Genomic DNA, 24,519 nt, shown 5'->3' on the forward strand with positions numbered 1-24,519 from the left:
GTTCCCGCTTGATCCAAGCGGAAACCGTATCAGAACAATCGGCCCTGGCCGAGGTTCGGCAGCGCCGGCGCGGTCGGCGTGGGCACCGGCGCCGCCTCGGCGCGCTCCTTCACCGATCTCGGTCCGCGACGGACGCCGACGCGCGCGCGCGGTTCGCTGCCGGTGGCGAAGCTGCAGCGGTAGACGATCTCGTCGGGGGGGCCGAGCGCGGTATCGAGGGGCACGGTGACCGTGTCGCCGGAGTAGCGCCACTTGCGGGTGCCCTTGTCCCAGTAGAGCCAGATCATCGTCGGATGGCCCTTGATCGCGAAGACGGCGGCGTTCTTGGCCAGCGCCTGGATGGTGCGCGGGTCGTACATGCCCTTGGCGCGATAGGCGTCCTGGAACGCCTGCGGCTGGCGCTCGACGAACGTGTTCTTCACGATCTGAATCGTGGCGCCCGGTTTGCCAAGAAACCGCTTGAAGTCGCTCAAAGATCGCAAGACGACCGACATGGCGTCACCCTTATCCAGGACCGTACGAGCACGGCCCTGACTTGCACGAGACTGTGCAGACGAGCTGTTCGATTCTCGTGACGCAGATGGAGGGGGGGAGAACGCTACGGCGCGGGATATCAACAGGTTTTCCGGGTTATACCCAGCTTCGTGCCGGGCATTGCAACACCGTCCTGCCCATCGAGCCCGCGTGAACGCCGATAAATTGCTTATTCAGCTTCGGAATCCCGACCGACGACCGGCATGGGCCGGGGTGCCGAGGGGCTCGCCGCGGCGCCGTTCCGTGCCGGCTTGACGCGACGCCCGCCTTGCCGCGTTGTCGGGCGATGCTGCTGCCGTTCTTCACAGCCCTGCGCGCCGCCCGGGTGCCCGTCACCCTGCGCGAGTACCTGACGCTTCTGGGCGCCCTCGACCGCAATCTCGCCGACCGCAGCGTCGAGACGTTCTATCTCCTGGCCCGCACCGCCCTCGTGAAGGACGAGCGGCATCTCGACCGGTTCGACCGGGTCTTCGGCACCGTCTTCAAGGGCGTCCAGTCCCTCGACGCGGCGGTGGAGGCGTCCGCCATCCCCGAGGAATGGCTGCGCAAGCTCACCGAACGCTACATGACCGACGAGGAGAAGGCAGAGCTCAAGGCGCTCGGCTGGGACAAGCTGTTCGAGACGCTGAAAGAACGCCTCGCCGAGCAGAAGGAGCGCCACCAGGGCGGTTCGAAGTGGATCGGCACCGGCGGCACCTCGCCCTTCGGCGCCTACGGCTACAATCCGGAGGGCGTCCGGATCGGCCAGGACGGCAACCGCCATTTCCGGGCGGTGAAGGTGTGGGACCGGCGCGACTTCAAGGACCTCGACGACGGCGTCGAACTCGGCACCCGCAACCTGCGCGTGGCGTTGCGCCGCCTACGGAGCTTCGCCCGCACCGGGGCGGCGGAGGAACTCGACCTCGACGGCACCGTCCGGGCGAGCGCCGCCAAGGGCTACCTCGACCTGAAACTGCGGCCCGAGCGCCGCAACGGCGTGAAGGTGCTGCTGTTCCTCGACGTCGGCGGCTCGATGGACCGGCACGTGGAACTGGCCGAGGAACTGTTCTCGGCGGCGCGGGCCGAGTTCAAGCACCTCCAGCACTTCTATTTCCACAATTGCCCTTACGAGCGGGTCTGGACCGACAACCGCCGCCGCCACGACGAGGGCATGCCTGTCCTCGACCTCGTCCGCACCTATCCGTCCGACTACCGCCTCGTCTTCGTCGGCGACGCCGCCATGAGCCCCTACGAGATCGCGATGCCGGGCGGCTCGGTGGAGCATTGGAACGAAGAGGCGGGCCAGGTCTGGCTGCAACGGCTCCTCGACCACTTCCCGAAGGCCGCCTGGCTCAACCCGACGCCGCCCGAGCACTGGGCCTACACCCAGTCCACCGCCATGGTCCGGCGGCTCGTGGACGACCGGATGTTCCCCCTCACCCCTGAGGGGATCGAGGGCGCCACCAGGGTTTTGATGCGGTGAGGCCGGATCACCCCTGGCGAGCCGGCGTCGTCACGGTAAGCCCGTCGAGGTCGGGCTTGACGCGGATCTGACAGGAGAGGCGCGAGGTCGAGCGCACGTCGGAGGCGAAATCGAGCATGTCCTGCTCCATCGGCTCGGCCGGCCCGACGACGGCGGCCCAATCGGCGCCGACGTAGACGTGGCAGGTGGCGCAGGCGCAGGCGCCGCCGCATTCCGCGTCGATCCCCGGGACGTTGTTGCGGATCGCCGCCTCCATCACGGTCGAACCGACCTCCGCCTCCACTGTCCTGGCCGTGCCGGCATGGTCGACGTAGGTGATCTTGGGCATCGCTGGCTCCGGGTTCGTCCACCGCATGTGTGGCCGGTCTTGTGGCGCGCGCCTGCCTTGAAGGGGCGGGCCCCTGAAAGCAAGCGTCGCGGCGGGTCCGGCCATTATTCCCTGCGCCGACGCGAGAGCGCCAGGGCGGTTCCGCCGGAATGCGCCGGCGCCCGCTTTTGCCGCACGGGTCAGCTTGCGTCGGGCCCGAGGCGGTCGATGGCCGCCAGCGTGTCGGCGACGACCCTCGCGATATCCGCGAGGCCGGGAGGTGCGGGGTCTCCGGCGCGCAGGCCCGCCTCCACCTCGGCGCAGAGCGCGGCCAGCGCGGCGGCCCCGACCCCCAGGGCCGAGCCGCGCAGGGTATGGACGAGGTCGGCCCGCGGCGCCGACGCCGGCCCGTCCTCGCGAATGCGGGGCAGGAGCACGGCGCATTGATGCGCGAACAGCGCCAGCACCTCCCGCGCCAGGTCGGCATCGCCGAAGGTCTGGGCGTCGAGATGGGCGCGGTCGATCAGGGCGGGAGACGACACGTGGGGCGATCCTGGGCCTGCGCGGGCGAACCGGGGGGCGGCTGTCCACAGGCCATGCGGCGGCGGTTCGCAGGCGCTTAAGCATTGAGGCATCATGCGGATAGCCCGCTGCCGGAGTTCGGGCTTTCGTTTGGTAACCATTCCGTTAAGGTTTTTCGGGTGGTTCGCCCGGCTCGGGTATCCCGGCCCGGCGGCGAAGTCTAAACTTCCTTGGTAAATCGGTAAAAATGACTCCGCCCGCCGGTGACAGCGGTGGGTCGGGGCTCGCGTGACGAGGCGTTGGATGGCCACGGAAAAGAAGCTCAAGGATCCGGCCGAGGCGGCGCTTTCCGCGATCGAACAAGCTCTGAACCTGGACATGCTGACCCCCGAGCGGGACGACAAGCGCGTCGAGCCGCGGTTGCCCGACGTCGGCGACGGCGACGACCTCCTCGACCGCAACGGACGCCTCGCCCCCCCACGCCTCGACCTCGATCCCCCGCTGGTGTCCGACCTCGCCCAGGCCGATCGTTCGCGGCCCCGGCGCGAGGGCGGGCTCCTGCCCCCCGACCGTTCGCTGGTGGCCAACGACGACCGCCAGAACATCGGCATCCTGCAGCAGACCCTGCGGGTGCGCCCGTCCTCGAAGCCCTACCTCGTGGCAGCGATCGCGGCGCTCGCCTGGATCGGGGCCCTCGTCGGCCTGGCCTGGCAGCAGTCGGGCGGCGACCTGCGCGCCTTCTTCGCCGGGATGACCGCCCTCCAGTCCGCCGTCGCCGCCACCGTGGTGGTCGGCCCCACCGTGCTGTTCCTGATCATGGCCATGCTGGCCGTGCGCGCCCAGGAGATGCGCCTCGTCGCCCGCGCCGTCGGCGAGGTCGCGATCCGTCTGGCCGAGCCCGAGAACTTCTCCACCGACGCGGTCCTGACCATGTCGCAGACCGTGCGCCGCGAAGTGGCCGCGGTGGGCGACGGCGTCGAGCGGGCGCTGGCGCGGGCCGGCGAACTCGAGACCCTGGTGCGCGGCGAGATCGCCACCCTGGAGCGGGCCTATTCCGAGAACGAGATCCGCATCCGGTCGCTGGTCGACGAACTCGTGGCGCAGCGCGAGTCCATCGTCGCCAACGCCGAGCGGGTGCGCGGCGCCATCGCCGGCTCCCACCAGAACCTCACGGCGGAACTCGACGGCGCGGCCGAGCGCATCGTCGCCGCCGTCACCGGTGCGGGCGACCGGGTCACCGGCGCCCTCGACGCGCGCGGCGAGGCCATCACCACGGCGCTCGGCGACCGCGGCGACGCCATCACGGCGGCGCTGGGCGTGGCCGGCGACAAGGTGGTCGGCCTCGTCTCGGAGCGTGGCGACGATCTCGTCCAGCGCCTGACCACCACCAGCGAGGGCGTGCGCGGCAGCCTCGCCGACGTCGGCAACGCCCTGGCGCAATCCCTGGAGAGCCGTGCCGGCGAGGTCACCCAGGCCTTCGAGCGCACCGGTGGCATCCTCACCGCGACGCTGGCCGACAACGCCGGCCAGGTCGCCAGGACCCTCGCCGAGACCGGGGCCGAGGTGATCTCGGCGCTCAACCGCCAGGGCGGCGCCGTGCGCGAGAGCTTCGAGGAATCCGCTCGCTCCCTCGAGACCACCTTCCTGTCCCGCGGCACCGAACTCACCGAGCGGTTCGCCTCCACCGGCGGCACCATCACCGCGCGGTTCGCCGAGACCGGCGCCGCCCTCACCCAGGACATCGCCACCCGCGGGGCGTCCCTGCGGGCCGAGATCGAGGCGGCCGGCACCGGCGTGTCCGATCTCATCGAGACGCGCAGCCGCGACGCCCACGCCGGCCTCGTCCTGGCCGCCACCGGCATCGTCGAGACCTTCAGCACCAGCGCCGCCGGGCTGCGCGACGACCTCGTCGCCTCCGCCGAGGGCCTGGCCGCCAGCGTCGGCGCCAGGGGCGATGCCATCGCGGACCGGATCGCCGCAGTGGCCGACCGCCTGCACGAGACCGTGACCGTCCAGGGTGGCGGCCTCGAGACCCGGCTCGATGCGGCCGGCGAGCGGATCGGCAACCTCGTCCTCCTGCGGACCCAGGAGGCGACCACCGCCCTCGACGGCGCCTTCACCTCCCTCGGCCAGACCTTCGAGACCCGCGCGTCGGGCACCGTCGACAGCCTGCGCTCCACCGTCGACGCGCTCGGCGCGGACATCGACGGCCGTGGCGCCAGGGTCGCCGAGATCGTCCGGCTCGGCGCCGAGGCGATCACGACCTCCGTCGTCGCCAGCACGGACGAGGCGGTCAGGGCCCTGCGTCACTCCGCCGAAGCATCGGCCGCCACCGTCGGCGCCAGCACGGCGGAGGCCGTCGAGGCCCTGCGCCGCTCCGCCGAGGAGACCACCAACGCGGTCGGCGCCAGCACCGGCGAGGCCGTCCAGACGTTCCGCCGCTCGGCCGAGGACATGACGGCCGCCGCCGCCGCCAGCGCCGACCGCGCCGCCGAAGCCATCCGCCTGTCCGCCTCCGGGGCGACCGGCGAGCTCGAGGCCCGCACGGCGGACGTCGCCGCCGTGTTCGACCGCCGCGTGGCGGCCACCGCGGACGACCTCTCCGCCAGGACCCAGGCGGCGGCCAACGCCCTGCTCGAAACGGTCCAGGGCGTCGGCGGCGAGCTCGAGCGCAGCGCCGAGACCTCCGTCGAGGCCCTGCGCCGGGCTGTGCTGGGCATCGGCGACCAGGTGACGGAGCGGACCGCGCAGGTCACCGGCGCCCTCGCGCAGGCGGCCGAAGGCCTGCGGGCCGACCTCACCCAGCGCATCTCGGAGGTGGAAACCGCCTTCGGAAGCCAGGGCCGCGGCCTCTCCGACCTCATCGCCACCCATGCCCAGGATGCGCAGGCGCAGATCGCCGGCGTCGCCCGCGACGTGGTGATGGCGGTGACGACCCATGGCGCGCGCGTCAACGACGCCCTCGTGCGCACCGGGACCACCTTCACCGAAGCCACCGAAGGCCGCGCCCGCGACATCGACGCGGTGCTCAACGACCGCCTCTCGGCCCTCATGGAGACGATCTCCCGCGGCGACATCCTGGCGGACCGGATCTCGCGGGATACGGCGTCCCTGACGCAGGTCGTGGACGGCCAGCTCGCCGAGATGGACCGCGTCATCACCGTCCAGGGCAAGGCCATGGCCGAGACCATCGCCGACCGCACGCGGGAGGCGCGCGATGTCGTCGAGGCGCAGCTCGGTGCCCTCGAGGACCGCTCCGTCAAGCGCACCGCCGAGATCGGCGAGACCTTCACGACGCTGGTGACCCACATCGACGGACATCTCGGCGCCCGCGCCACCGCGCTCAACGAAGCCCTGATCGTGCGCACCGGCGAGATGGCGCGCATCATGACCGAGGGCAGCCGCGACCTCGTCCAGGCGCTGGACGCCCGTGCCGACGGCATGGCCCAGGACATCGCCGCCCGCAGCCAGAGCCTCGGCGACACCCTCGGCGTCCGTGCGGCCGAAATCGCCGAGCGGATCGAGGTGCAGACGGTCGCCCTCGCCGGCCGCCTCGACGACGGGGTCGGCCGCTTCGACACCGGCGTCCTCCAGCGCCTGGAGGCCATCGGTGCCGCCCTCGAGGAGCGCAGCCGCCTCATCGACGAGACCTTCGGCGCCCAGGCCTTCGAGGCGATCCGCCTCATCGAGAGCCGCACCCGCGCCGTCGACGACGAACTCGCCGGCCGCACCCGCGAACTCGTCGCCCTGGTCGAGCAGCGCAGCGGCGGCGCCAACGAGGCGCTCGCCGCCCAGGTCGAGGCGGTCCGTGCCGCCTTCGCGGAGCGCGCCGACGACCTCGGCACCCTCATCGACGCCCGCACCGCGGCCATGACGAGCGAACTCGACGAGAAGGGGCGCCAGGTCTTCGGCGCCCTGGGCGGCCGCATCACCGAGATCGCCCGTCTCTTCGACACCGGCAGCGCCTCGCTCGGCGCCCTCCTCGACCAGCGCGGCGAGGCCGTGCTCGGCCGCCTGCGCGAGGTCGTGGCCGAAGCCGACCGGCTCCTCGCCGAGGGCGAAGGCCGTCTCGGCAAGACCCTCGACACCCGCACCGCCGACATCAGCGCCCTCCTCGACGAGGGGGTCCGCACGGTCCACGGCCTCCTCGACGACCGCACCGGCGAGATCCGCGGCCTGCTCGACGGGCATGCCGGCGCCCTCGCCCATACCTTCGACGACCGGGCCAGCCAGATCCGGGCCCTCCTCGACGACCGCACCGGGGCGATCACCGCGACCCTCGACGACCGCACCGGCCGCATCCGCGCCCTCGTCGACGACCACTCCGAAACGCTGGCCGCGACCTTCGACGGAGGCACCGACCAGATCAGGGGCCTGCTCGACCGTCATGCCGACGGCGTGACCGCCACGCTGGGCGACGGCACCGCCCGGATCGGCGGGCTCATCGAGACCCACCGGACGGACCTCGCCGCGGCCATGGACGGCGGCGCCGGCCTCATCCGCGACCTCGTCGAGACGCATGCCACCGTCGTGGCCACCGCGCTGGGTGACAAGGCCGTCGAGATCAAGTCCGCCCTGGAGCACCACGCCGAAGAACTGGCCACCACCCTCGACGGCCGGACGGAGAGCCTGCGCGCCATCGTGGGCGGCCATTCCGGCGCCATCGCCGCGACCTTCGGCGACGGCACCGCCGAGATCCGCAACCTGCTCGACCATCACGCGCAGGGCCTCGCCACCACGATCGCGCAGGGCGCGAGCGGCATGCGGACCCTCGTCGACGGCCAGTCCGGCGTCCTGGCCGCCACCCTGGAGGAGAGGACCGAGCAGATGCGCGGCCTCCTCGACCAGCACGGCGAGTCCCTGACGGCGACCCTCGACGACCGCACCGGCCGCCTGCGCAACCTCGTCGACGGTCATGCCCGCGCCTTCACCACCACCGTCGACGAGCGCACCGCCGAAATCCGCGGCCTGCTCCAGACGCATGCCGGCACCGTCGCGACCAGCTTGGACGACCAGACCGGCGCGATCCGGACCCTCCTCGACGGCCACGCCGGGGCGCTGACCGTCACCTTCGACGAGCGCATCGATCCGCTGCGCGACAGCCTGACCGAACGCAGCCAGCAACTCGTCTCGACCATCGAGACCGCCCTTACCCGGGCCACGGGCGCCATCGACGTGCGCAGCCAGGCGCTGCTCACCCTGTTCGACGAGCGCATCGGCGGCCTCGACGAGGTGGTCCAGGGCGGCGGCGCGCGCTTCGCCAAAACCATCGACGACCGCACCAGCGGCATTCGCGGCCTGTTCGACGAGATCCTGCGGGCCCTCGACGGACTGGTGGACGGCCGTGCCGAGGCCCTCGCCGACCGCCTCGACGCCCGTACGCAGACCCTCGCCACCCTGTTCGACGAGCGCATGCGTGCCCTCGACGCCCTGGTGGAAGAGCGGGCCTCCGACTTCGCGCGGACGATCGAGGCGCAGGGCTCGAGCCTGACCCAGACGGTCGACGCCCGCAGCGAGGCCTTCACCAGCCGCATCGACAACCGCATGAAGGTGTTCGCCAACCTCGTCGCCTCCCGTGGCGACGCCCTGGCCACGGCCTTCGACGACCGCCAGGACGCCTATTCCACCCTGGTGGATCAGGGCACGGCCACCATGCTCGCCGCCTTCGACGAGCGCGTCAGCCGCCACGCCGCCCTCGCCGAGGCCCATGCGGCGGCGCTCGGTGCCGCCCTCGACCAGCGCAACGCCGCGATCAGCACTCTCCTCGACGGACGCACCGAAGAGCTCGGGACCGCCTTCGAGCGCCGCACCGGGGCGCTGGCCACGCTCATCGAGAGCCGTGGCCAGGCCCTGTCGCGACGCCTCGCCGAGAGCGCCGAGGTCATCACCCGCGCCATCGAGGAGCGCGGCGGCGCCCTCGTCACCACCCTGGACGGCCGCGGCACCGAGGTGGTCGAGGCCCTGGGCCACCATGCCGACCGCCTGCGCGACCTCGTCGAGGGCCCGGCCGCGACCCTGGTCGGTTCGCTCAACGACAGCGGCCAGGCCATCGAGCGGGCCCTGGCCGAACACGGCCAGCCCCTGGTGGAGGCGATCCGCGAGCGGACCGAGGCGCTGGTGGCGCAATCGGATGCCTCCGCCAATGCCCTGCTCAGTGCCATCGACGGCGGCGCATCGCGTGCCATCGCGACGCTGACGGATGCCGGCGACCGCCTGCGCACCGATCTCGGCGGCGTACTCGGCCGCATCAACGGCGCCAACGAGGCCCTTCGCGACCTCGTGTCCGGTGCCGGCACCAACCTCGGGGCGATCGAGGAGGGACTCGCCGGCCGCGTCCACCAGATCGAGGCCGCCCTCACGCAGATCGCGGAGGAGACGCGCCGGGCGAGCCAGGCCGTCTCGGAGCAGGTCGACGCCCTCAAGGGGGTCGCCGAAGGCGCCCTGCGCGAGGCCGGCGAGCTGGCCGAGACCCTCGACACCCGCGCCCGGGTCCTGTCCGAGCGCAGTGCCGAGCAGGTCGGCGGCCTGACGCAGGTCGCCGGGTCCCTCGAGACCATCGAGGGCCGGGTCTCCCAGGCCCTGGCCGAGCGGGCGACCGCGATCGAGGGCGTCCTGGCGCGCATTGAGGAGCGCTCCGGCACGCTGGAGGCCCAGACCGCCCGCTTCGACGCGACGGTGGAGCAGACCCTGCGCGCCGCCGAGGAACGGGCTCGCGGGATCGGTGCCGCCCTGTCGGAATCGGCCAAGAGCGCCGGCGCCGCCGTCACCGGCGATTTCGAGCGCCTGCGCGAGGGCGCCAGCAGCGAGGGCGAGCGCACCACGCGGGTCGTTCAGGCGGCCATCGCCAGCGCCTCCGAGCAGATGATGGAGGTGTTCTCCGCCGCATCCGCGCGCTTCGGCGAATCGGTCACGGTCATGCGCGACATGGCCGCCGAGATCCGCGGCGAACTCGACGCCACCCGCGCCGACCTCAAGCGCGGCGTGCTGGAGATCCCGCGCGAGACGCAGGACGCCACCGGCGAGATGCGCCGGGTGGTCTCCGACCAGATCAAGGCGCTGAACGAACTCTCGGCTTTGGTGTCCCGCTCGAACCGCTCGGTCGACGTCGCCCAGCCGGCCCCCGCCGACAATCCGGCCGGCGTCGCCACTGCGACCGGCACCCCCAAGGTCGCTGCGCCGTCGCCGGCTCAAGGTCTGGTGGTGCAGTCCGAGCCGGTCCAGGCCCCGCCGCCGGCCCCCGCACCGCCCGCCGTCATCGCGGTGACGGCGGCCGGTGAGGCCGGGCCCGCCCGCTCGGTGTCCACCCCGGCGACCGCCGCGCCGCGGCCGGGCGATCCCCTGCGCGTGGCCGCCCCCGGCCCGCGCAAGGAGGATGTCCGCGGCAGCCGCGACAATCGCGGTTGGCTGTCCGACCTCCTCACCCGTGCCTCGCTCGACGAGGGCAGCGAGGAGGAGATCCGCAACGCCGTGCCGGTTCCGTCCTCCGGTCGTGGACCGACGGGCCGGACGGCGGGGCTCGCCCCGGCGGCCGCTCCGCAGGGCTCCGGCTCGTCCCAGGCATCCGTCCCACCCCAGGGCCCCGTCTCGCCTCAGGTGTCCCTCGCCCCTCCCCCCGCCGCCAAGGCGGCGACCGAGCGCAAGGTCGCGACCCTCGACAGCCTGACCACCGACATCGCCAAGATGATCGATCACCGCACGGCGGTGGACCTGTGGGAGCGCTATCGCCGCGGCGAGCCGAACCTGTTCGACGCTAGGCTCTACACGCCGCAGGGTCGCCAGACCTTCGAGGAGATCCGCCGCCGCTACGGCGCGGATGCCGACTTCCACCGCACGGTGGACCGGTACGTGACCGAGTTCGAGCGGCTGCTCGGGGACGTCTCGAAGAACGACCGCGACAGCCGCCGGGCCGACGCCTATCTCACCTCCGAGACCGGCAAGGTCTACACCATGCTCGCCCACGCCAGCGGCCGCTTCGACGGAGCATAGAAGCGGGCGCCGGGCTCGACGCATCGAACCGGCCCGCAACCGCGCGGGCCGGTTCGATCGTTTAGCTCGGGTCGTCGGGGTAAGGGAGCAGACGCGCGCGGCTACCGGCGTCGGTAGAACGGACATCGCGTGAACGCCATTCCGGCGCCCGCTCCCTCAGATCAGGCCGAGGCCCGACAGTTCCCGGCGCAGGCCCTCGGGCATCTCGGCGAGGTCTCCGGCCGCGGCGTCGCCGAGGTCCGGGGGCGCGTTCCCGGCCTCCAGATAGCGCCAGCCCTGGAACGGACGGCACGGCCGCGGACTCACCGGGACCACCGCTGCGTCCAGGACCAGGCGACAGCGTCCGATCCCGTCGGCATCGGTGAAGGGTGCGATCTCGCGGATCGTCTGGCGTCCGCTCACCGTGCCCTTGATCACCCAGTAGATCGATCCGCCGCCGGCGATCTCGGCCGCGCGCTTGGGTACCATCCGCGTCGTATGGACGGGGGCCGGATCGAGGCCGGCGGCCAGGGCGAGGGTGCGGTTGGCCGCGATCCGCCGCACGAGGTCGTCGAGGGAGGCGGGACCGACGCAGAGCTTGAGGAGATGCAGCGCCATGGCGGGCCGGTGTCAGCGCCCGCCGTTCACCCAGCGCACGATGTCGGCCAGGACCACGGCCATGGCGCGGTCGAGGCCGGCGGCGGCGCTGCCGGGGTCGACCTTCGCGATCGGCACGCGCGCCTGGAACACCTTGGCCGCCACCACGCTGCCGCTGGCGTCGGCGATGAGCTTGACCGAGAGGTCGACGACCGCCTCGCTCGATCCGGCCGCGATGTCGAAGGCGCGGATCTCGCTGATGAGCTGGTACTGGGCCGCGATCTTGTCGCCGGGCCGGCTGACGGATCGCAGGCGGCCGGAGTTCTCGAGGCTCTGGATGATGCGGGTCTGGAGCAGGCGCGGCAGCCGGTCGGACCATTGCCCGCCACCGAGGAACGAGAGCCCGCCCCCCGGTTCGCGCACGATGATGCGGTCCGCCTCGAACGGCTGCAGGCCCACCGGCTCGGCCACGACGATCGAACGGGCGGAGGCGGCGACCCGGCCCTGGCCCGGCAGGGCCATCAGGTCGAAGGTCAACGGCGCGGCCCCGCCGCAGCCGCCGAGGGCCGTGGCGAGGACGATCGCTGCAAGGGCGGGTCGCTGGAACATCATACGCGGGGAGGCCTGGACGCTATCGCAGCGCGAAACGCTGCGACCACTAAACTACGGCAACGCTCGTTTGGTGCCGTGCGCGCGGACACACCGGCACGCTCGCGGCTGCGATCAGCGGGCGCCGTTGTATTCCGGCAACGACGGCTTGCCGCCGAAGATCACCTGCGAGGGATCGCGTTCGAGGTTCTTCACCGTCCGGTTGAGGGTGTTGAGGGTGCGCTGGCCGTCGGTGGACAGGGCCTCGACCTCGCGCCGGCCGGTGCCGCTCAGGCGGTTGAAGCTGGTGGCGATGTTGGCGGTGCGCTTGTCGAGATTTTCGGACAGCGCCCGGAAGGCACGGCCGGCGTCGCGCACCGAGATGGCGGCATCGCGGACTTCCGCGAAGGTGCTCGATCCCGCCTCGCCGGAGGCGGATCCGAGGAAGCCCTGGGCACCCTTCAGCACGGCATCGACCCGGTCCGCGGAGCTGTTGAGCTTGCCCGCCAGCGAACGGGCGTCCTTGACCGCGCCCTCGATGTCGGGGCTCGCGGTGCTGAGCGCCGTCGAGAAGCGCTCGGCGTTGTCGATGACCCGGTTGAGCTTCTGGCCGTCGATCGCCTTGACGAGGGTGCTCACCGCCGGGCCGCTCTCGGCCAGGGTCTTGGAAAACGCCTCGACGTTGGCCAGCGTGCGCGTGATGGCGCCCTCGTTGCCGGCCACGATCTTGTCGAGGCGCTGGAGCACGTCGTCGGCGCGCTGGGCGATCTGCTTGGCCGCCGTCATCATGTCCTGGATGTCGGAGCTGTCGGCGAAGATGGTGGGCATCTGGTCGCCGCTGGCCGGGGTCAGGGCCGCCGCATCGGCGTTGCCGCCGCTCAGCGACACCACGGAGACGCCGGTGAGCAGGGCCGAATCGAGCCGGGCGCGGGTGTCGGCGCGCAACGGCGTCGTGCTGTCGACCTCGGCGATCGCCACCACCCGGCGCGGGTCCTGAGGCAGCAGGCGCACGCTCATCACCTCGCCGACCTTGATGCCGTTGAAGGTCACCGTGGAGCCCTTGGCGAGGCCGCCGACGCTGCCGGAGAAGACGATGCGCACGCTTTCGCGCAGCTGGCTGCGCGATCCGCCCTGCAGCCAGAACACGAAGCCGAAGCCGGCCACAATCACCGCCAGGGTGAAGGCGCCGATGAGGGCGTAGTTCGCACGAGTCTCCATGATGTCAGTCCTGTCCGGGATCGGCGACGGATGCGCTGTGCGCCGACGCACGCCGCAGCCGGAGGGCGCAAGCGTCAGGCATGCACGCCGACCTTGTCGGTGACGATGTTGCGGGCGCGCTTGCCGTGGAAATAGGAGCGCAGCCAGGGATGGTCGCTGGCCAGCATCGCCTCGATCGGGCCCTGCGCGATGATCTGCCCGTCGCCCAGGGCCGCGATGCGGTCGCAGGCGGTATAGAGGCTGTCGAGATCGTGGGTGACCATGAAGACGGTCAGTCCCAGGGTCTGCTTGAGGGTGGCCACGAGTTCGTCGAACTCGCCGGCCCCGATCGGGTCGAGGCCGGAGGTCGGCTCGTCGAGGAACAGCACTTCCGGGTCGAGGGCGAGCGACCGGGCCAGCGCCGCACGCTTGATCATGCCGCCGGAGAGCTCCGAGGGCAATTTGTCGGCGGCGTCGGGCTTGAGGCCGACCATTTCGATCTTGAGGCGCGCGAACTCGTCGAGCAGGCGCTCGGACAGGTTCAGGTGCTCGCGCATCGGCATCTGGATGTTCTGCTTGACGGTGAGCGCGGAGAAGAGGGCGCCCTGCTGGAACAGCACGCCCCAGCGCTGCTCGATGCGCCGGCGCTGGGCGATGGAGAGCCCGTCGACGTTCTCGCCGAAGACCTCGATGGTGCCCGAGCGCTTCGGCACCAGGCCGAGAATGGTGCGGGTGAGCACCGACTTGCCCTGGCCGGACGGGCCGACGAAACCGAGGATCTCGCCGCGGTAGATGTCGAGATCGAGCCCCTTCATGACGATCTTGTCGCCGAAGCCGACGACGAGATCGCGCACGCTGATGATCACGTCGCGTGGCGGCGTGGCGCCGGGGGGATGGGGTGAGTCTGTCACGGGCGTCAGCGGGTTTCGCAAATGTCGTCACCGGTCTTGCGTCGAAAACCTGCGACGGACCAAGGGCCTGAGCGGCGTGAGGCGTCGGCGCGCCACCCTGCCTAGAAATCGATGGCCGCGAAGAAGACGGCGAAGAGACCATCAAGCACGATCACCATAAAGATTGACTTGACGACTGAGGCGGTGACGTGGCGGCCGAGGGATTCCGCCGAGCCTTCGACCGCGAACCCCTCGATGGTGGCGATGATGCCGATGATCAGCGCCATGAACGGCGCCTTGATCAGCCCCACCGCGACGTGGTGCATCGAGACCGCGGCCTGCAGGCGCGACAGGAACGCCTCGATCGTCATGCCGCCGTAGAGGGTGGCCACCAGCCCGCCTCCCGCGAGGGCGGCCAGGGAGGCGAGGAAGGCGAGGATCGGCAGGCCGATCACCAGCGCCAGGATGCGCGGGACGATCAGGATCTCGATGGGGTCGAGGCCCATGACGCGCAGCGCGTCGACCTCCTCGCGCATGCGCATCGAGCCGATCTCGGCGGTGAAGGCGCTGCCTGAGCGGCCCGCCACCATGATCGAGGTGAGCAGCACCCCGAGTTCGCGCAGGATCAGGAGGCCGATGAGGTTGACGACGAAGCTCTGGGCGCCGAACCGCTGCAGCTGGAAGATGCCCTGCTGCGCGACGATGCCGCCGACCAGGAACGAGATCAGCACGATGATCGGCACGCCGTTGAAGGCGACCTGCTGGATCTGGTTGACGAGCGCCGTGCCGCGGAAGGTGCTGGGGCGGGAGGCGACCCGCAGGCAGGCGAGCACCACCTCGCCGAGGAACGCGAGGCCGGTGACGAGGTCGGTCTTGCCCCCGACCACCCGGACGCCGAAGGCCTCGAGGAAGCTGTAGACCCGGCCGCGGCGGGCCGGCGGCACAGGGACGGGGCTGAGGATGCGCGCCTCGCGCAGGAGGATGCGGTGCTCGGGCGAGGCGCCGGCATAGACGAACGTGCCGCCCGCCGCCTCGACCTCGCCGCGGGTGCGTTCCAGCACCCAGGCCCCGAGGGTATCGAGGCGCATCACGCCGGACAGGTCGATCCGCACCGGCTGGGCGCGCGCGTCCTGCGTGATGCGGGCGGCGGCGGCCTCCACGGCCGGGGCCTCGTCGGCGGTCCAGCGACCGCTCAGCGCGACGGTCCCGCCCTCGAGGAGGGTGGCGCCGGCGCGGTCGCGCTCCTGGACGGCATCGGCGGTTCGCACAGATCGACACTCCCGTGGTGAGGCGCGACGCGCCCCCGTCCCTAGCCCCCGCCCGGGGTCTGCTGACTCACAAACGAGGCGTTGTGAAGGCTTCGCGTCCGGCCCGGCGCTGGCCGAGGCCCGCCAGCAGCAGTCCGGCCAGCGCCAGGGGCGCCATCAGCAGGAAGGCGAGGATTCCGCCGCCGGCCGCATAGGCCAGTCCGCTCATGAGGGTGGAGACGGCCGAGGCCAGGGCGTTGCAGGAACTGAAGGTGCCCTGCGCGCGGCCGCGGGCGCCTTCGGGGGCGAAGCGGGAGACGGCGGCCATGGCGCCGAGCTGCGTCGCGCCGAAGGTGAAGCCGTGCAGGAGCTGCAGGGCCAGCACCGGCCCGAGGCGATCGCCGAACAGGGCCATGCCGACGGCGCGCAGGACGGCGGCCGCCCCGCCGATCCCGATCAGCCGGAACGGCGTGCGCCAGGCCGCCGGCGCCCTGCCGATCAGCCAGAACAGGACGATCTCGGCCACGACCCCGATCGCCCAGAGCACGCCGATCCAGGGCGCCGAGATGCCGTGCGCGCCCCAGTGGATGCTGGCGAAGGCGTAGATGGCGCCGTGGCTCGCCTGGATCGCCGCGGCGGCGGCCACCGCGATCCAGAGGACGGCCGGGAGCCGCGGGCGGCCGGTCTCCCGCGTCACCGCCACCGCGACCGGCGTCGGCACGCGGGCGGCGATGGCGGTGAGCGCGGCGATGACGGCGAGCCCGGTGAGCAGCCACGGGATCGCCGGGCGCTCGCCGAAGGCGTCGAGCAGGAGGCCGCCGGCGAGGCTCGCGGCCAGGAAGCCGATCGACCCCGCCATGCGGATGCGGGCGTAGTCGAGGCGGTGGCTCGCGCGCACGGCGGCCAGGGTCAGGTAGTCGATGCTCGGCACCAGGGAGGCGCCGGCGACCGCGTTGAGCGCGATGAGGACCGCGAGGACCCACCAGCCGACGGTCGCGCCGGCCGGCATCAGGGCATAGGTCGCCGCCAGGGCGAGGCTCCCGGCCACGATCAGCCTGCGGGCGCTGAGGCCCCGGTCGATCAGGCCCATGAGCGGCGCCGTCGCCACGATCCTGATCGCGATGGGAAGGGCCAGCAGGGCGCTGATCACCCGCGCGTCGAGGCCCAGGGCATTCAGCCAGACCGGCATGAACGGCATCGCGATGCCGATCTCGACGAAGACCACCGCGTAGAGCAGCGACAGCCGCGCCGCGCCGGGCTCGGTCGAACCGGGGTCGGCGAGACGGGGAGAACGGCTTTGCACGGGCACCGGAGGCGTGGGCCCCGGCGACGGGCCGGGTTTTCAGCGTAAAGCCGTCGTTAAAGTCATCGTGTCAACCTGACGGGCCTGGACGCCGGACGACGCTTCCCGTCGCCCGTCCGGGGAGTCGGTCCGAGGACGCGTTGGCATGTCGGGTTCCCAATCACTGACGGCGATCGACGCCTCGCAGTACGAACTGATCGAAGCCACGATGGCCGAGAGTGCGCGCGGGCGCTGGTTCCTGCAGGAATACGCGCGCCGCAACCGCACCGCCGACACCGAGATGCTGCTCGGCGCGATCGAGCGCCTGGAGGGCGTCGTGGTCGCGCAGCGCGCCGCGGCGCCCGAGACCGAACGGGTCGAGCGCGTCCGCCACGACCTGATGGACATGGCCGACGCCATCGCCCGCACCAAGCTCGAGATTGCGGCCATCGATTCGCCCGATGCCGCCCACGGCCGGCTCGGCCTCGCCCTCGACGCCATCGTGCTGGCCACGGAGCGGGCGACCTCCGACATCCTCGCCGCGGCCGAGCACGTGCAGGAGGTGGCCTGGACCCTGCGGGAATCCGGCTCCGAGACCGCGGTCTGCGACGAACTCGACCGCATGGCGACGCAGATCTACACCGCCTGCTCGTTCCAGGACCTCACCGCCCAGCGTACGGCGCGGATCGTCCACACGCTGCGCTACCTCGAGGAGCGCCTCGGCGTGATGATGGCGATCTGGGGCGACGAGGCGACGCCGCCGGCGGCCGAGGACGCGCTCGGACCCGAGGTGCTCTGCCAGAACGACGTCGACCGCTTCATCGATACGGACGCCTTCGCCGCGTCGCTCGCCGCCGCTTCCCCGTCGGCGGACCGGAAGCCCGAGCGTCCCGCGTTCGACGCCCTCGACGACGCGATCGCCTTCGAGGAGGCCCCGGCGGTCGTCGAGGCCGTTGCCGGGGCGGCCTCCGAGGAGGCGGCACCGGATGTCGGCGTCGCGCCGAGCCGGGACGATCTCGGCGCTTGGGACGAGGCCGCCATCCAGGACGATCCCGCCCCGGAGCCGGATGCCGAGGTGGCGCCCGCCGGCGGGACGGCGCTCGGCAAGACCGATATCGAGACCGCCTTCGCCGACATCGACGGCCTCACGGACGAAGAGAAGGCGGCGCTGTTTTCCTGATCCGTGCCGTCGCGTCCCGGCCGGTATCGTGACGCGACGGTCGGCAGCCGGGGCCTCGAACCGCGGTCGCCGACTCATGGCCGGAGCGGTGATCGGCCCAGGCCATGACCCTGTCCCCGTCTTTACCCTCACCCCGTCCTTCCGGGACGCCGCGAGCGCACCCGGGACGGAGAGCCGCCGCCGCAAGGCGTGATGGACTGTCGTGGTCATGGATCCCGGGTTCCGCTCCGCTGACGCGGAATGACGGGAGGGGAGCGATCCCGGCGGCCCACCGGGATGTCGACCCGAGTTCCCGGACCCGAGTTCGTGGCATTCCCTTGACTTCGTGCGGTTTCCCGCATAGCCCCCGCCACTCGTAGCCGGACGATCGTCCGCCTTCGCAAGCCGCCGACCGGTCCATCGAGACCGGAGGTCAACGCCCGACAGCGCGATGCGCCCTCGGGCGGGATTTGCGTTGGCGCAACCGCAGCGTCCGGCCCCTTCGTGCGATGCCAGCGAGCCGTATGTCCGACGCCGTCCCCACCTTGAGCCTCGCCGATGCGGTGAACGATGCCTGCCCCTGGTCGGGCAAGCCGATCTCGGCGGATTCGCTCACCCTCTACAACGGCGCGGTGGTCGGCTTCTGCGACCCGGAGTGCCGGGACAAGTTCGCGCGGGCCGTGAACGCCTTCGAGGCCGCGCTCCAGGCGCGCCGCGTCACCAACGCGGGCCTCGACCAGTGACGTCGATCGCCTGAGGGAGCCCGCATGTTCGAAGGCCTGTCCGACCGGCTCTCCGGTATCCTGTCCGGTCTCACCCGCCGCGGTGCGCTCACCGAGGCGGACGTCACCGCCGCCCTGCGCGAGGTGCGCCGGGCCCTGCTCGAGGCTGACGTCGCCCTCGAGGTCGTGCGTGACTTCTCGGAGAAGGTCCGCGCCAAGGCGGTGGGCGCCGTCGTCGTCAAGTCGGTCACGCCCGGCCAGATGGTCGTCAAGATCGTCAACGACGAACTCGTGGCGATGCTGGGCTCGGACGCCGGCCTGATCGATCTGAACGCGCCCGCCCCGGTCGCCATCCTGATGGTCGGCCTGCAGGGCTCGGGCAAGACCACGACGACCGCCAAGATCGCCCGCCGCCTGGTCCAACGCGACAAGCGCAAGGTGCTGCTGGCTTCCCTCGACACCCGCCGCCCGGCGGCGATGGAACAGCTGGCGATCCTCGCCAAGCAGGTCGGCGTCGAGAGCCTGCCGATCATGGTCGGCCAGTCGGCGGTGCAGATCGCGCGGCGGGCCATGGATGCCGCGCGCCTGGGCGGCTTCGACGTGGTGATGCTCGACACCGCCGGCCGCATCACGCTGGACGAATCGCTGATGTCGGAGGCGGCCGAGGTCAAGGCCGCCACCAACCCGCACGAGGTGCTGCTGGTGGCCGATGCGCTCACCGGCCAGGACGCGGTGGTCACCGCCCGCGCCTTCGACGAGCGCCTCGGCGTCACCGGCATCGTGCTCACCCGCATGGACGGCGATTCGCGCGGCGGCGCCGCACTCTCCATGCGCGCCGTCACCGGCAAGCCGATCAAGCTCGTCGGCACCGGCGAGAAGGTCGACGCCCTCGAGGAGTTCCACCCCTCGCGGGTGGCCAACCGCATCCTCGGCATGGGCGACATCGTCTCGCTCGTGGAGAAGGCGGCCGAGACCATCGACCACGAGCAGGCCCTGCGCACCGCCGAGAAGATGCGCAAGGGCAAGTTCGACCTCGACGACCTGTCGATGCAACTCGGCCAGATGGAGAAGATGGGCGGCATCGGCGGCCTGATGGGCATGCTGCCCGGCATGGGCGCGATCAAGAAACAGGTCGAGGGCGCCAACCTCGACGAGAACATGTTCAAGCGCCAGCGCGCGATCATCTCCTCGATGACCGCCCAGGAGCGCAGGAATCCCGACATCCTCAAGAACTCCCGCAAGAAGCGCATCGCGGCGGGTTCGGGGACGAAGGTCGAGGAGCTCAACAAGCTCCTCAAGATGCACCGGACCATGGCCGACATGATGAAGGCGATGGGCTCGGGCAAGCGCGGAATCGGCCAGGCGCTCGGTTCGATGTTCGGCATGGGTGCAGGAGCGATGGGCGGCGGCGGGATGCCGGGCGGCATGCCCGGCCTGCCTCCGGGCATGCCCGAGCCGACGCCGGAGATGATCGCCGACATGCAGAAGCAGATGGGCGGCAAGCTGCCGCCGATGCCCCCGGGCCTCGGGGGCGGCGGAAAGATGCCGGGCCTGCCCGGTCTCGGCGCGAAGGGCGGGTTGCCGGGCCTCGGCGGCTTTCCATTCGGAAAAAAGAAATAGGGGCGAATAGGGAGTGGCGAATAGCGAATAGGGCCAATCCACGATCTATTCGCTACTCACTATTCGCTATTCGCTAAAATTCCAATTCCAGCATACCGACACACACAGGAGCAAGCCATGTCCCTCAAGATCCGTCTCACCCGTGGCGGCGCCAAGAAGCGCCCGTACTACCGCATCGTCGTCGCCGATGCCCGCGCGCCGCGCGACGGTCGCTTCATCGAGAAGGTCGGCGTCTACGACCCGATGAAGGCCAAGGACGATCCGGCCCGCATCGTGCTCGAGTCCGAGAAGATCCAGGCCTGGCTCGCCAAGGGCGCCCAGCCCACCGACCGCGTCCTGCGCTTCCTCGATGCCGCCGGCCTCGCCAAGCGCCCCGCGCGCAACAACCCGCAGAAGGCCGAGCCGGGCGAGAAGGCCAAGGAGCGCGCCGCCAAGCGCGCCGAGAAGGCCGCCGCCCCGGCCGACGACGCTGCGGCATAAGGGTATGTCCCCTCCCCTCTGCGGGGAGGGATCGGGGCTGGTTTAGCTTCGCTCGACGAAGGCTCGCCCAGCCACCCCCAACCTCCCTCCTCCCCGCCGGCGGGGAGGAGAGGCGCGAGACGCCTGTCCGGCATCGGATCTTTCCGAACGCCGGCACCCCCTTTCGGTCCGACGCTCTCGAACGCGGTTTTGCACGATGGCCCGCCGCCCCACAGGATCGAACGCGTCTGGTGACGGCGGACGTCGTGCCCGGACGAGCCGGCTCGACGCGGGCACGCCCACTTCTGCACGCCCACCGAAGCCCGTCCCCGAGCCACTCCCTCCCCTCACCGATCCCACCCTCGTGCGGATGGGCGAATTCGGCCGGGCGCACGGGCTCAACGGCGAGGTCCGGCTCAAATCCTACACCGGCGATCCGCTGGCGATCGGCTCCTACGGGCCGCTGATCGGTGCCGACGGGCGCCGCATCGAACTCACCGACGTGCGTCGGGCCGGTGGCGCCTCCCCGGACCTCCTCGTGGTCCGGGTGAAATCCGTGGCCGACCGCACCGGTGCCGAGGCCCTGAACCGCCTCGCGCTCTACCTCCCCCGTGAGCGCCTGGGCGACGTCGAGGACGAGGACGAGGTCTTCACGGCCGATCTCGTCGGCCTCGACGTGGTCGATGGCGAGGGCACCGTACTCGGCACGGTCACCGACGTACCCAACTATGGCGGCGGCGACCTCCTCGAGATCAAGCCGGCGGCCGGCGGCGCCACGGCGCTCCTGCCCTTCACGAAGGCCTTCGTGCCCGTCCTCGACGTCCCGGGTGGGCGGGTGGTGATCGACCCGCCGGACGACCTGTTCGCGCCGCCCGGGCCCAAACCCGCCGACGAGCCGGATTGATCGAATCTGCTTGGGTCCCCGGTCTATCGCAGGTTTTCGCCGCAAAACCGGTGACCGCTTTTGCGAAACCTGCTCAGCCGCCCGGCCTGGCCGCCTCCATCACCGCCCGCGCCGCCTGGAGCGGAGCCGAACTCAGGGCCAGGGGGCCGTCGAAGGGCCGCTCGTGCAGGGCGACGACGCCCAGTGTCGTGACCATGGCGGTCGAGAACAGCATCAGGGCCGTCAACTGCGTCACCGGCCGGTCCATGTGCACGAAGCCGATGGACAGCATGGTCAGGCCGGCCAGCACCATCAGCGTCAGCCATTTCGACTGGTCGGCCGTGGCGTCGCTCAACGACAGCCGCTCGCCCCTGGCGGTGCGCAGTCCCATCACCGCGTCGAGGAGGGCCGAGTGCGCGGCCGCCCCGGCCTCGGTGCCGTGCCGCGGGTCCGCGGCGCCCTGCATCAGGCGGCCGAGGGTCTCCCCGGCCTTCGCCGACGAGGTGGCGTCTGCCATCTTGGGCCATTCGTCGGTGATGAGGGCATCGGCGTAGGCGACGAGCTCGGCCCGCAGGTCCTTCATGTCCGACACCGCGGCGATGCTGAGATCGTGGATCGCCAGGAGGCCGCTGCGTTCCGATTGCACGATCCGCGTGGCGGTGCGCTGGCGCTCCCAGGCATCGTTGGCGACGAACCCGGTGAGGAGCGCCAGGAGCACCGAGATCGCGGTGAAATAGGTCGGGACCATGCCGCCGCCGATCCTGGCCATCGCCGGCCGCGTCATCGGCAGTACCGTGAGGCCGACGATGAGCGCGCTGGCGAAGCCGAACACGGCCGCGATCCAGACGAAGATCAGCCAGACCGGCTGATCGAGCCAATACGCGAGAACCACACCTCACCTCCGCGACGATCCGTTGCGGGCTCCAGCCTTAGGCGATGGCCGCTACCGAAGGGTGAATCCCGCCATCCGCTCACGGAGCCCTGGTGCGGCTGCGGGTCGTGGAGTCCTTGCAGGGCACGATGCCGGCCGGGTCGGGACGCGCGTCCGCTGCCGGCGCCTCGAAGATCGCGAGATAGTCGCTGCCGCCCTCCAACTTCGAGAAGCCGGCCTCGCGGTAGCCGGCCGCCGCGAGTTCGCAGCGCAGCAGGGCCGGCGGCGTGCCGTGGCGGGCGGGGATGTCGTCGTCGTCGACGATCCCGATGCGGCCGCCGGGCTTCATGGCGGCGGCGAGATTGTGGAGCAGCCCGTAGGGCTGGTCGATCTCGTGGTACATGTGGACCAGCACCGCCGCATCGACGGAGCCGGGCGGCAGCCGCGGGTCGTGCGACTGGCCGCGCACCACCGTGACGTTGCCGAGCTTCTCGTCGCGGACCCGGCGCGACAGGTCGTCGAGGTAGGACGGGATCACGTCCTCGCCGAAGACGCGGCCCTGCGGCCCGACGATCCGGCTGAGTCGCGCTACGTAGTAGCCGCTGCCCGCGCCGATGTCCGCCACGGTCTGGCCGGGCCCGATCCCCATCAGGCGGGCGACCTGTCCGACCTCGTCGCGCTTGTCGCGGCTCGCCTCCGGCGCCCAGACGGAGGTGATGATCTCCGCCACCGGTCGGTCCGGCCGGGGGAAGGCCGAGGCCGGCAGTCCGGCCGGCCCCAGCGGCTCGGCGGCGTGGACGGGTAGAACGAGGAGGGCGAGGAGCGCGAAGGAACGGATCATGTCGCCGGCGATGGTAGCCGGTCGAGGGCCCTTGGCGCCAACGGGATTCCGGGGCGTCGGCGAGACATATGGACCGGGTCCTGCGGCGTCCGCGCCCGGTCTCGCCTCAGGCCGCCTCCGGGGTGCCGTGGGCAGCGCCGAACCTGTCCTTCAGCCTCTGCTTGAGGGCGCGCAGGAGGCGTCTGCGCCCGCTCGCGCCGAAACGCGACAGGTAGAGCGGGATCATCAACGGGTTGCGCAGGACGAACGGGGCGTCCCCCTCCACCATCGTGCGGATGGCGATCAGCGGGATCGGCGAGCGGAACGAATGGAACGTCCGGTTGGCCACGCCCGGCTGCGACGAGTCCGGCTCGAACAGCCCCACCATCAGGCCGTGCCAGGCCGCGCGGTACCGCACCGACCGCTGCAGCACCTGCAGCCGGGCGACGCCGTCCCGGTCGGCGTGGGCGGGAAAGGCGACGACCACGGTCCGGAACAGGCTGGTCCTGGGCGAGCACGGGATCGCCTGGAAGAGGTCGATACCCCTCAGGAGGGTGGCGCGCATCCGTCCGGCGTCGCCGGGATCCGCCGCGTAGACGCTCAGGCGCGCCAGGTTCTGCCGGACCGCAGGCGCCATGTAGGGGCAGACGTGGCCGCTGCGTCCGACATCGCGATGCGGCTGCATGACGTAGTCCTCGAACCAGGCCGCGATGCCGGACGCCGTGGGGTCGTCGGTCCGGGTCCGGAACGTCGCCCAGTCTTCCCAGGCCGCATCCGTCACGCCACCGGGCGTCTCCGTCTGGTGTTCGCCCATCGTGCCCTCGCGAGCGCATCGTGAACGGCGCCGTCCTGGTCCCGGTCGATCGTGGTCTTCGATCGCCGGGCCGATTGGCGAGCCGGTGGGTGCACGATAGCAAAACCAGATCGCCGCACAACGAAACCTCGCGCTGAGCAACCGAGAGATCGGCAATGTGCTTAACAATGTTGATTCGGTGCCGGCCGCCCTATCGAATGTTGATCTATGTTATTGGGCTGCGTGAGTAGGGTATTCGGAGTGGCTCGGATGTCCACTTCGCCGTTCGGCGCTCGGCCAACCCAATACGGGAGGCCATCAAGACTTCGATCGCGTGAGGCCGCGACGGGCCGTGAGCCGCCGGATCGCATGAGCGGCGAGGAGCGCGCCGCCGTACTGCAGGAACCCGTTCTCGGCCAAATCGGCCGGCGCCATGCCCGCAGCCATAGCGAGGCGCGTCAGAGCGTTGAGGACGACGACGCCGAGGGTGAACGCGAGGACCGAGATCAGGACGGCGACGAAGTTCGGCAGGGGTGTAGCGGGCATGGGCGTATAGGGCATGGGTGCGGCATCCGGCTGGCCGGTTGCCGACGGAGCAAAC

General features: G+C 71.4%; 20 protein-coding genes. 7 read left to right on the forward strand and 13 right to left on the reverse strand.

Translation table 11 applies throughout. The features are described from left to right. Window positions 1-29 precede the first annotated feature (29 nt). The gene (locus ASF39_RS17515) at window positions 30-494 is read right to left on the reverse strand and encodes a hypothetical protein (protein WP_056286279.1); all 465 of its coding nucleotides are present in this window, start codon (window positions 492-494) and stop codon (window positions 30-32) included. Between the two features lie 326 nt (window positions 495-820). Here ASF39_RS17515 and ASF39_RS17520 point away from each other — a divergent pair, with 326 nt between their 5' ends. Next, window positions 821-1,996 (forward strand): VWA domain-containing protein, encoded by a 1,176-nt coding sequence (locus ASF39_RS17520; RefSeq protein ID WP_056286288.1) that lies wholly within the window; start codon window positions 821-823, stop codon window positions 1,994-1,996. 7 nt (window positions 1,997-2,003) lie between these two features. Here ASF39_RS17520 and ASF39_RS17525 read toward each other — a convergent pair whose 3' ends face one another. Next, window positions 2,004-2,324: a 2Fe-2S iron-sulfur cluster-binding protein gene (locus ASF39_RS17525; RefSeq protein ID WP_055888384.1), complete on the reverse strand. Its 321-nt coding sequence runs from the start codon at window positions 2,322-2,324 to the stop codon at window positions 2,004-2,006. 179 nt (window positions 2,325-2,503) lie between these two features. Continuing rightward, entirely contained in the window at window positions 2,504-2,845 is a 342-nt protein-coding gene (locus ASF39_RS17530) for an Hpt domain-containing protein (RefSeq protein WP_056286289.1), read from the reverse strand. A 283-nt stretch (window positions 2,846-3,128) separates the two neighbouring features. Between ASF39_RS17530 and ASF39_RS17535 the strand changes: the two genes are divergently transcribed. Continuing rightward, window positions 3,129-10,811, forward strand: coding sequence for a hypothetical protein (locus ASF39_RS17535; protein WP_056286292.1), 7,683 nt, complete (start codon window positions 3,129-3,131; stop codon window positions 10,809-10,811). A 156-nt stretch (window positions 10,812-10,967) separates the two neighbouring features. On the opposite strand, the gene ASF39_RS17540 is transcribed toward ASF39_RS17535, so the two are convergent. The 6 genes from ASF39_RS17540 to ASF39_RS17565 form a co-directional block, all read right to left on the reverse strand. After that, the gene (locus tag ASF39_RS17540) at window positions 10,968-11,408 is read right to left on the reverse strand and encodes a DUF1489 domain-containing protein (protein WP_056286296.1); all 441 of its coding nucleotides are present in this window, start codon (window positions 11,406-11,408) and stop codon (window positions 10,968-10,970) included. A 12-nt stretch (window positions 11,409-11,420) separates the two neighbouring features. Further along, the gene (locus ASF39_RS17545) at window positions 11,421-11,999 is read right to left on the reverse strand and encodes an ABC-type transport auxiliary lipoprotein family protein (protein WP_055888376.1); all 579 of its coding nucleotides are present in this window, start codon (window positions 11,997-11,999) and stop codon (window positions 11,421-11,423) included. Window positions 12,000-12,110: 111 nt separating this feature from the next. Further along, window positions 12,111-13,193, reverse strand: coding sequence for an MlaD family protein (locus tag ASF39_RS17550; protein ID WP_055888374.1), 1,083 nt, complete (start codon window positions 13,191-13,193; stop codon window positions 12,111-12,113). Window positions 13,194-13,267: 74 nt separating this feature from the next. After that, window positions 13,268-13,987, reverse strand: a complete 720-nt coding sequence (locus tag ASF39_RS17555; RefSeq protein ID WP_244472460.1) for an ABC transporter ATP-binding protein — start codon at window positions 13,985-13,987, stop codon at window positions 13,268-13,270. Window positions 13,988-14,184: 197 nt separating this feature from the next. Next, entirely contained in the window at window positions 14,185-15,330 is a 1,146-nt protein-coding gene (locus ASF39_RS17560; protein ID WP_055888372.1) for an MlaE family lipid ABC transporter permease subunit, read from the reverse strand. A gap of 67 nt (window positions 15,331-15,397) precedes the next feature. Next, window positions 15,398-16,612: an MFS transporter gene (locus ASF39_RS17565; RefSeq protein WP_056286479.1), complete on the reverse strand. Its 1,215-nt coding sequence runs from the start codon at window positions 16,610-16,612 to the stop codon at window positions 15,398-15,400. 145 nt (window positions 16,613-16,757) lie between these two features. Here ASF39_RS17565 and ASF39_RS17570 point away from each other — a divergent pair, with 145 nt between their 5' ends. The 5 genes from ASF39_RS17570 to rimM all read left to right on the forward strand — a co-directional run bounded on the left by ASF39_RS17570 (window position 16,758) and on the right by rimM (window position 21,455). Next, entirely contained in the window at window positions 16,758-17,771 is a 1,014-nt protein-coding gene (locus ASF39_RS17570) for a hypothetical protein (protein WP_056286299.1), read from the forward strand. A 503-nt stretch (window positions 17,772-18,274) separates the two neighbouring features. Beyond that, window positions 18,275-18,493, forward strand: coding sequence for a hypothetical protein (locus ASF39_RS17575; protein ID WP_056286302.1), 219 nt, complete (start codon window positions 18,275-18,277; stop codon window positions 18,491-18,493). Between the two features lie 24 nt (window positions 18,494-18,517). Beyond that, a complete protein-coding gene (gene ffh / locus ASF39_RS17580) occupies window positions 18,518-20,092 on the forward strand; it encodes a signal recognition particle protein (protein WP_056286306.1) in 1,575 nt (524 codons plus the stop codon). A 117-nt stretch (window positions 20,093-20,209) separates the two neighbouring features. Beyond that, entirely contained in the window at window positions 20,210-20,572 is a 363-nt protein-coding gene (gene rpsP / locus ASF39_RS17585; RefSeq protein ID WP_056286309.1) for a 30S ribosomal protein S16, read from the forward strand. Window positions 20,573-20,768: 196 nt separating this feature from the next. Further along, a complete protein-coding gene (gene rimM / locus ASF39_RS17590; RefSeq protein WP_055888365.1) occupies window positions 20,769-21,455 on the forward strand; it encodes a ribosome maturation factor RimM in 687 nt (228 codons plus the stop codon). Window positions 21,456-21,528: 73 nt separating this feature from the next. Here the strand turns inward: rimM and ASF39_RS17595 are convergent, their stop codons facing one another. The 4 genes from ASF39_RS17595 to ASF39_RS17610 all read right to left on the reverse strand — a co-directional run bounded on the left by ASF39_RS17595 (window position 21,529) and on the right by ASF39_RS17610 (window position 24,449). After that, window positions 21,529-22,326 (reverse strand): DUF4239 domain-containing protein, encoded by a 798-nt coding sequence (locus tag ASF39_RS17595; protein ID WP_055888364.1) that lies wholly within the window; start codon window positions 22,324-22,326, stop codon window positions 21,529-21,531. Window positions 22,327-22,405: 79 nt separating this feature from the next. Further along, window positions 22,406-23,146, reverse strand: coding sequence for a methyltransferase domain-containing protein (locus ASF39_RS17600; protein ID WP_055888362.1), 741 nt, complete (start codon window positions 23,144-23,146; stop codon window positions 22,406-22,408). Window positions 23,147-23,252: 106 nt separating this feature from the next. Beyond that, window positions 23,253-23,939, reverse strand: a complete 687-nt coding sequence (locus tag ASF39_RS17605) for a DUF6875 domain-containing protein (RefSeq protein WP_056286314.1) — start codon at window positions 23,937-23,939, stop codon at window positions 23,253-23,255. A gap of 297 nt (window positions 23,940-24,236) precedes the next feature. After that, window positions 24,237-24,449 carry a hypothetical protein gene (locus ASF39_RS17610; RefSeq protein ID WP_056286483.1) on the reverse strand — a complete coding sequence of 71 codons (213 nt, stop codon included), beginning with the start codon at window positions 24,447-24,449 and terminating at the stop codon, window positions 24,237-24,239. Window positions 24,450-24,519 lie beyond the last annotated feature (70 nt).

Source organism: Methylobacterium sp. Leaf108, assembly GCF_001423265.1.
GTDB lineage: Bacteria > Pseudomonadota > Alphaproteobacteria > Rhizobiales > Beijerinckiaceae > Methylobacterium.

Coding starts and splice junctions, on each gene's coding strand:
- ASF39_RS17515 (WP_056286279.1), bottom strand. CDS start 494: ATGTCGGTCGTCTTGCGATCTTTGAGCGACTTCAAGCGGTTTCTTGGC.
- ASF39_RS17520 (WP_056286288.1), top strand. CDS start 821: ATGCTGCTGCCGTTCTTCACAGCCCTGCGCGCCGCCCGGGTGCCCGTC.
- ASF39_RS17525 (WP_055888384.1), bottom strand. CDS start 2,324: ATGCCCAAGATCACCTACGTCGACCATGCCGGCACGGCCAGGACAGTG.
- ASF39_RS17535 (WP_056286292.1), top strand. CDS start 3,129: ATGGCCACGGAAAAGAAGCTCAAGGATCCGGCCGAGGCGGCGCTTTCC.
- ASF39_RS17540 (WP_056286296.1), bottom strand. CDS start 11,408: ATGGCGCTGCATCTCCTCAAGCTCTGCGTCGGTCCCGCCTCCCTCGAC.
- ASF39_RS17545 (WP_055888376.1), bottom strand. CDS start 11,999: ATGATGTTCCAGCGACCCGCCCTTGCAGCGATCGTCCTCGCCACGGCC.
- ASF39_RS17550 (WP_055888374.1), bottom strand. CDS start 13,193: ATGGAGACTCGTGCGAACTACGCCCTCATCGGCGCCTTCACCCTGGCG.
- ASF39_RS17555 (WP_244472460.1), bottom strand. CDS start 13,987: ATGAAGGGGCTCGATCTCGACATCTACCGCGGCGAGATCCTCGGTTTC.
- ASF39_RS17570 (WP_056286299.1), top strand. CDS start 16,758: ATGTCGGGTTCCCAATCACTGACGGCGATCGACGCCTCGCAGTACGAA.
- ASF39_RS17575 (WP_056286302.1), top strand. CDS start 18,275: ATGTCCGACGCCGTCCCCACCTTGAGCCTCGCCGATGCGGTGAACGAT.
- ffh (WP_056286306.1), top strand. CDS start 18,518: ATGTTCGAAGGCCTGTCCGACCGGCTCTCCGGTATCCTGTCCGGTCTC.
- rpsP (WP_056286309.1), top strand. CDS start 20,210: ATGTCCCTCAAGATCCGTCTCACCCGTGGCGGCGCCAAGAAGCGCCCG.
- rimM (WP_055888365.1), top strand. CDS start 20,769: ATGGCCCGCCGCCCCACAGGATCGAACGCGTCTGGTGACGGCGGACGT.
- ASF39_RS17600 (WP_055888362.1), bottom strand. CDS start 23,146: ATGATCCGTTCCTTCGCGCTCCTCGCCCTCCTCGTTCTACCCGTCCAC.
- ASF39_RS17605 (WP_056286314.1), bottom strand. CDS start 23,939: ATGGGCGAACACCAGACGGAGACGCCCGGTGGCGTGACGGATGCGGCC.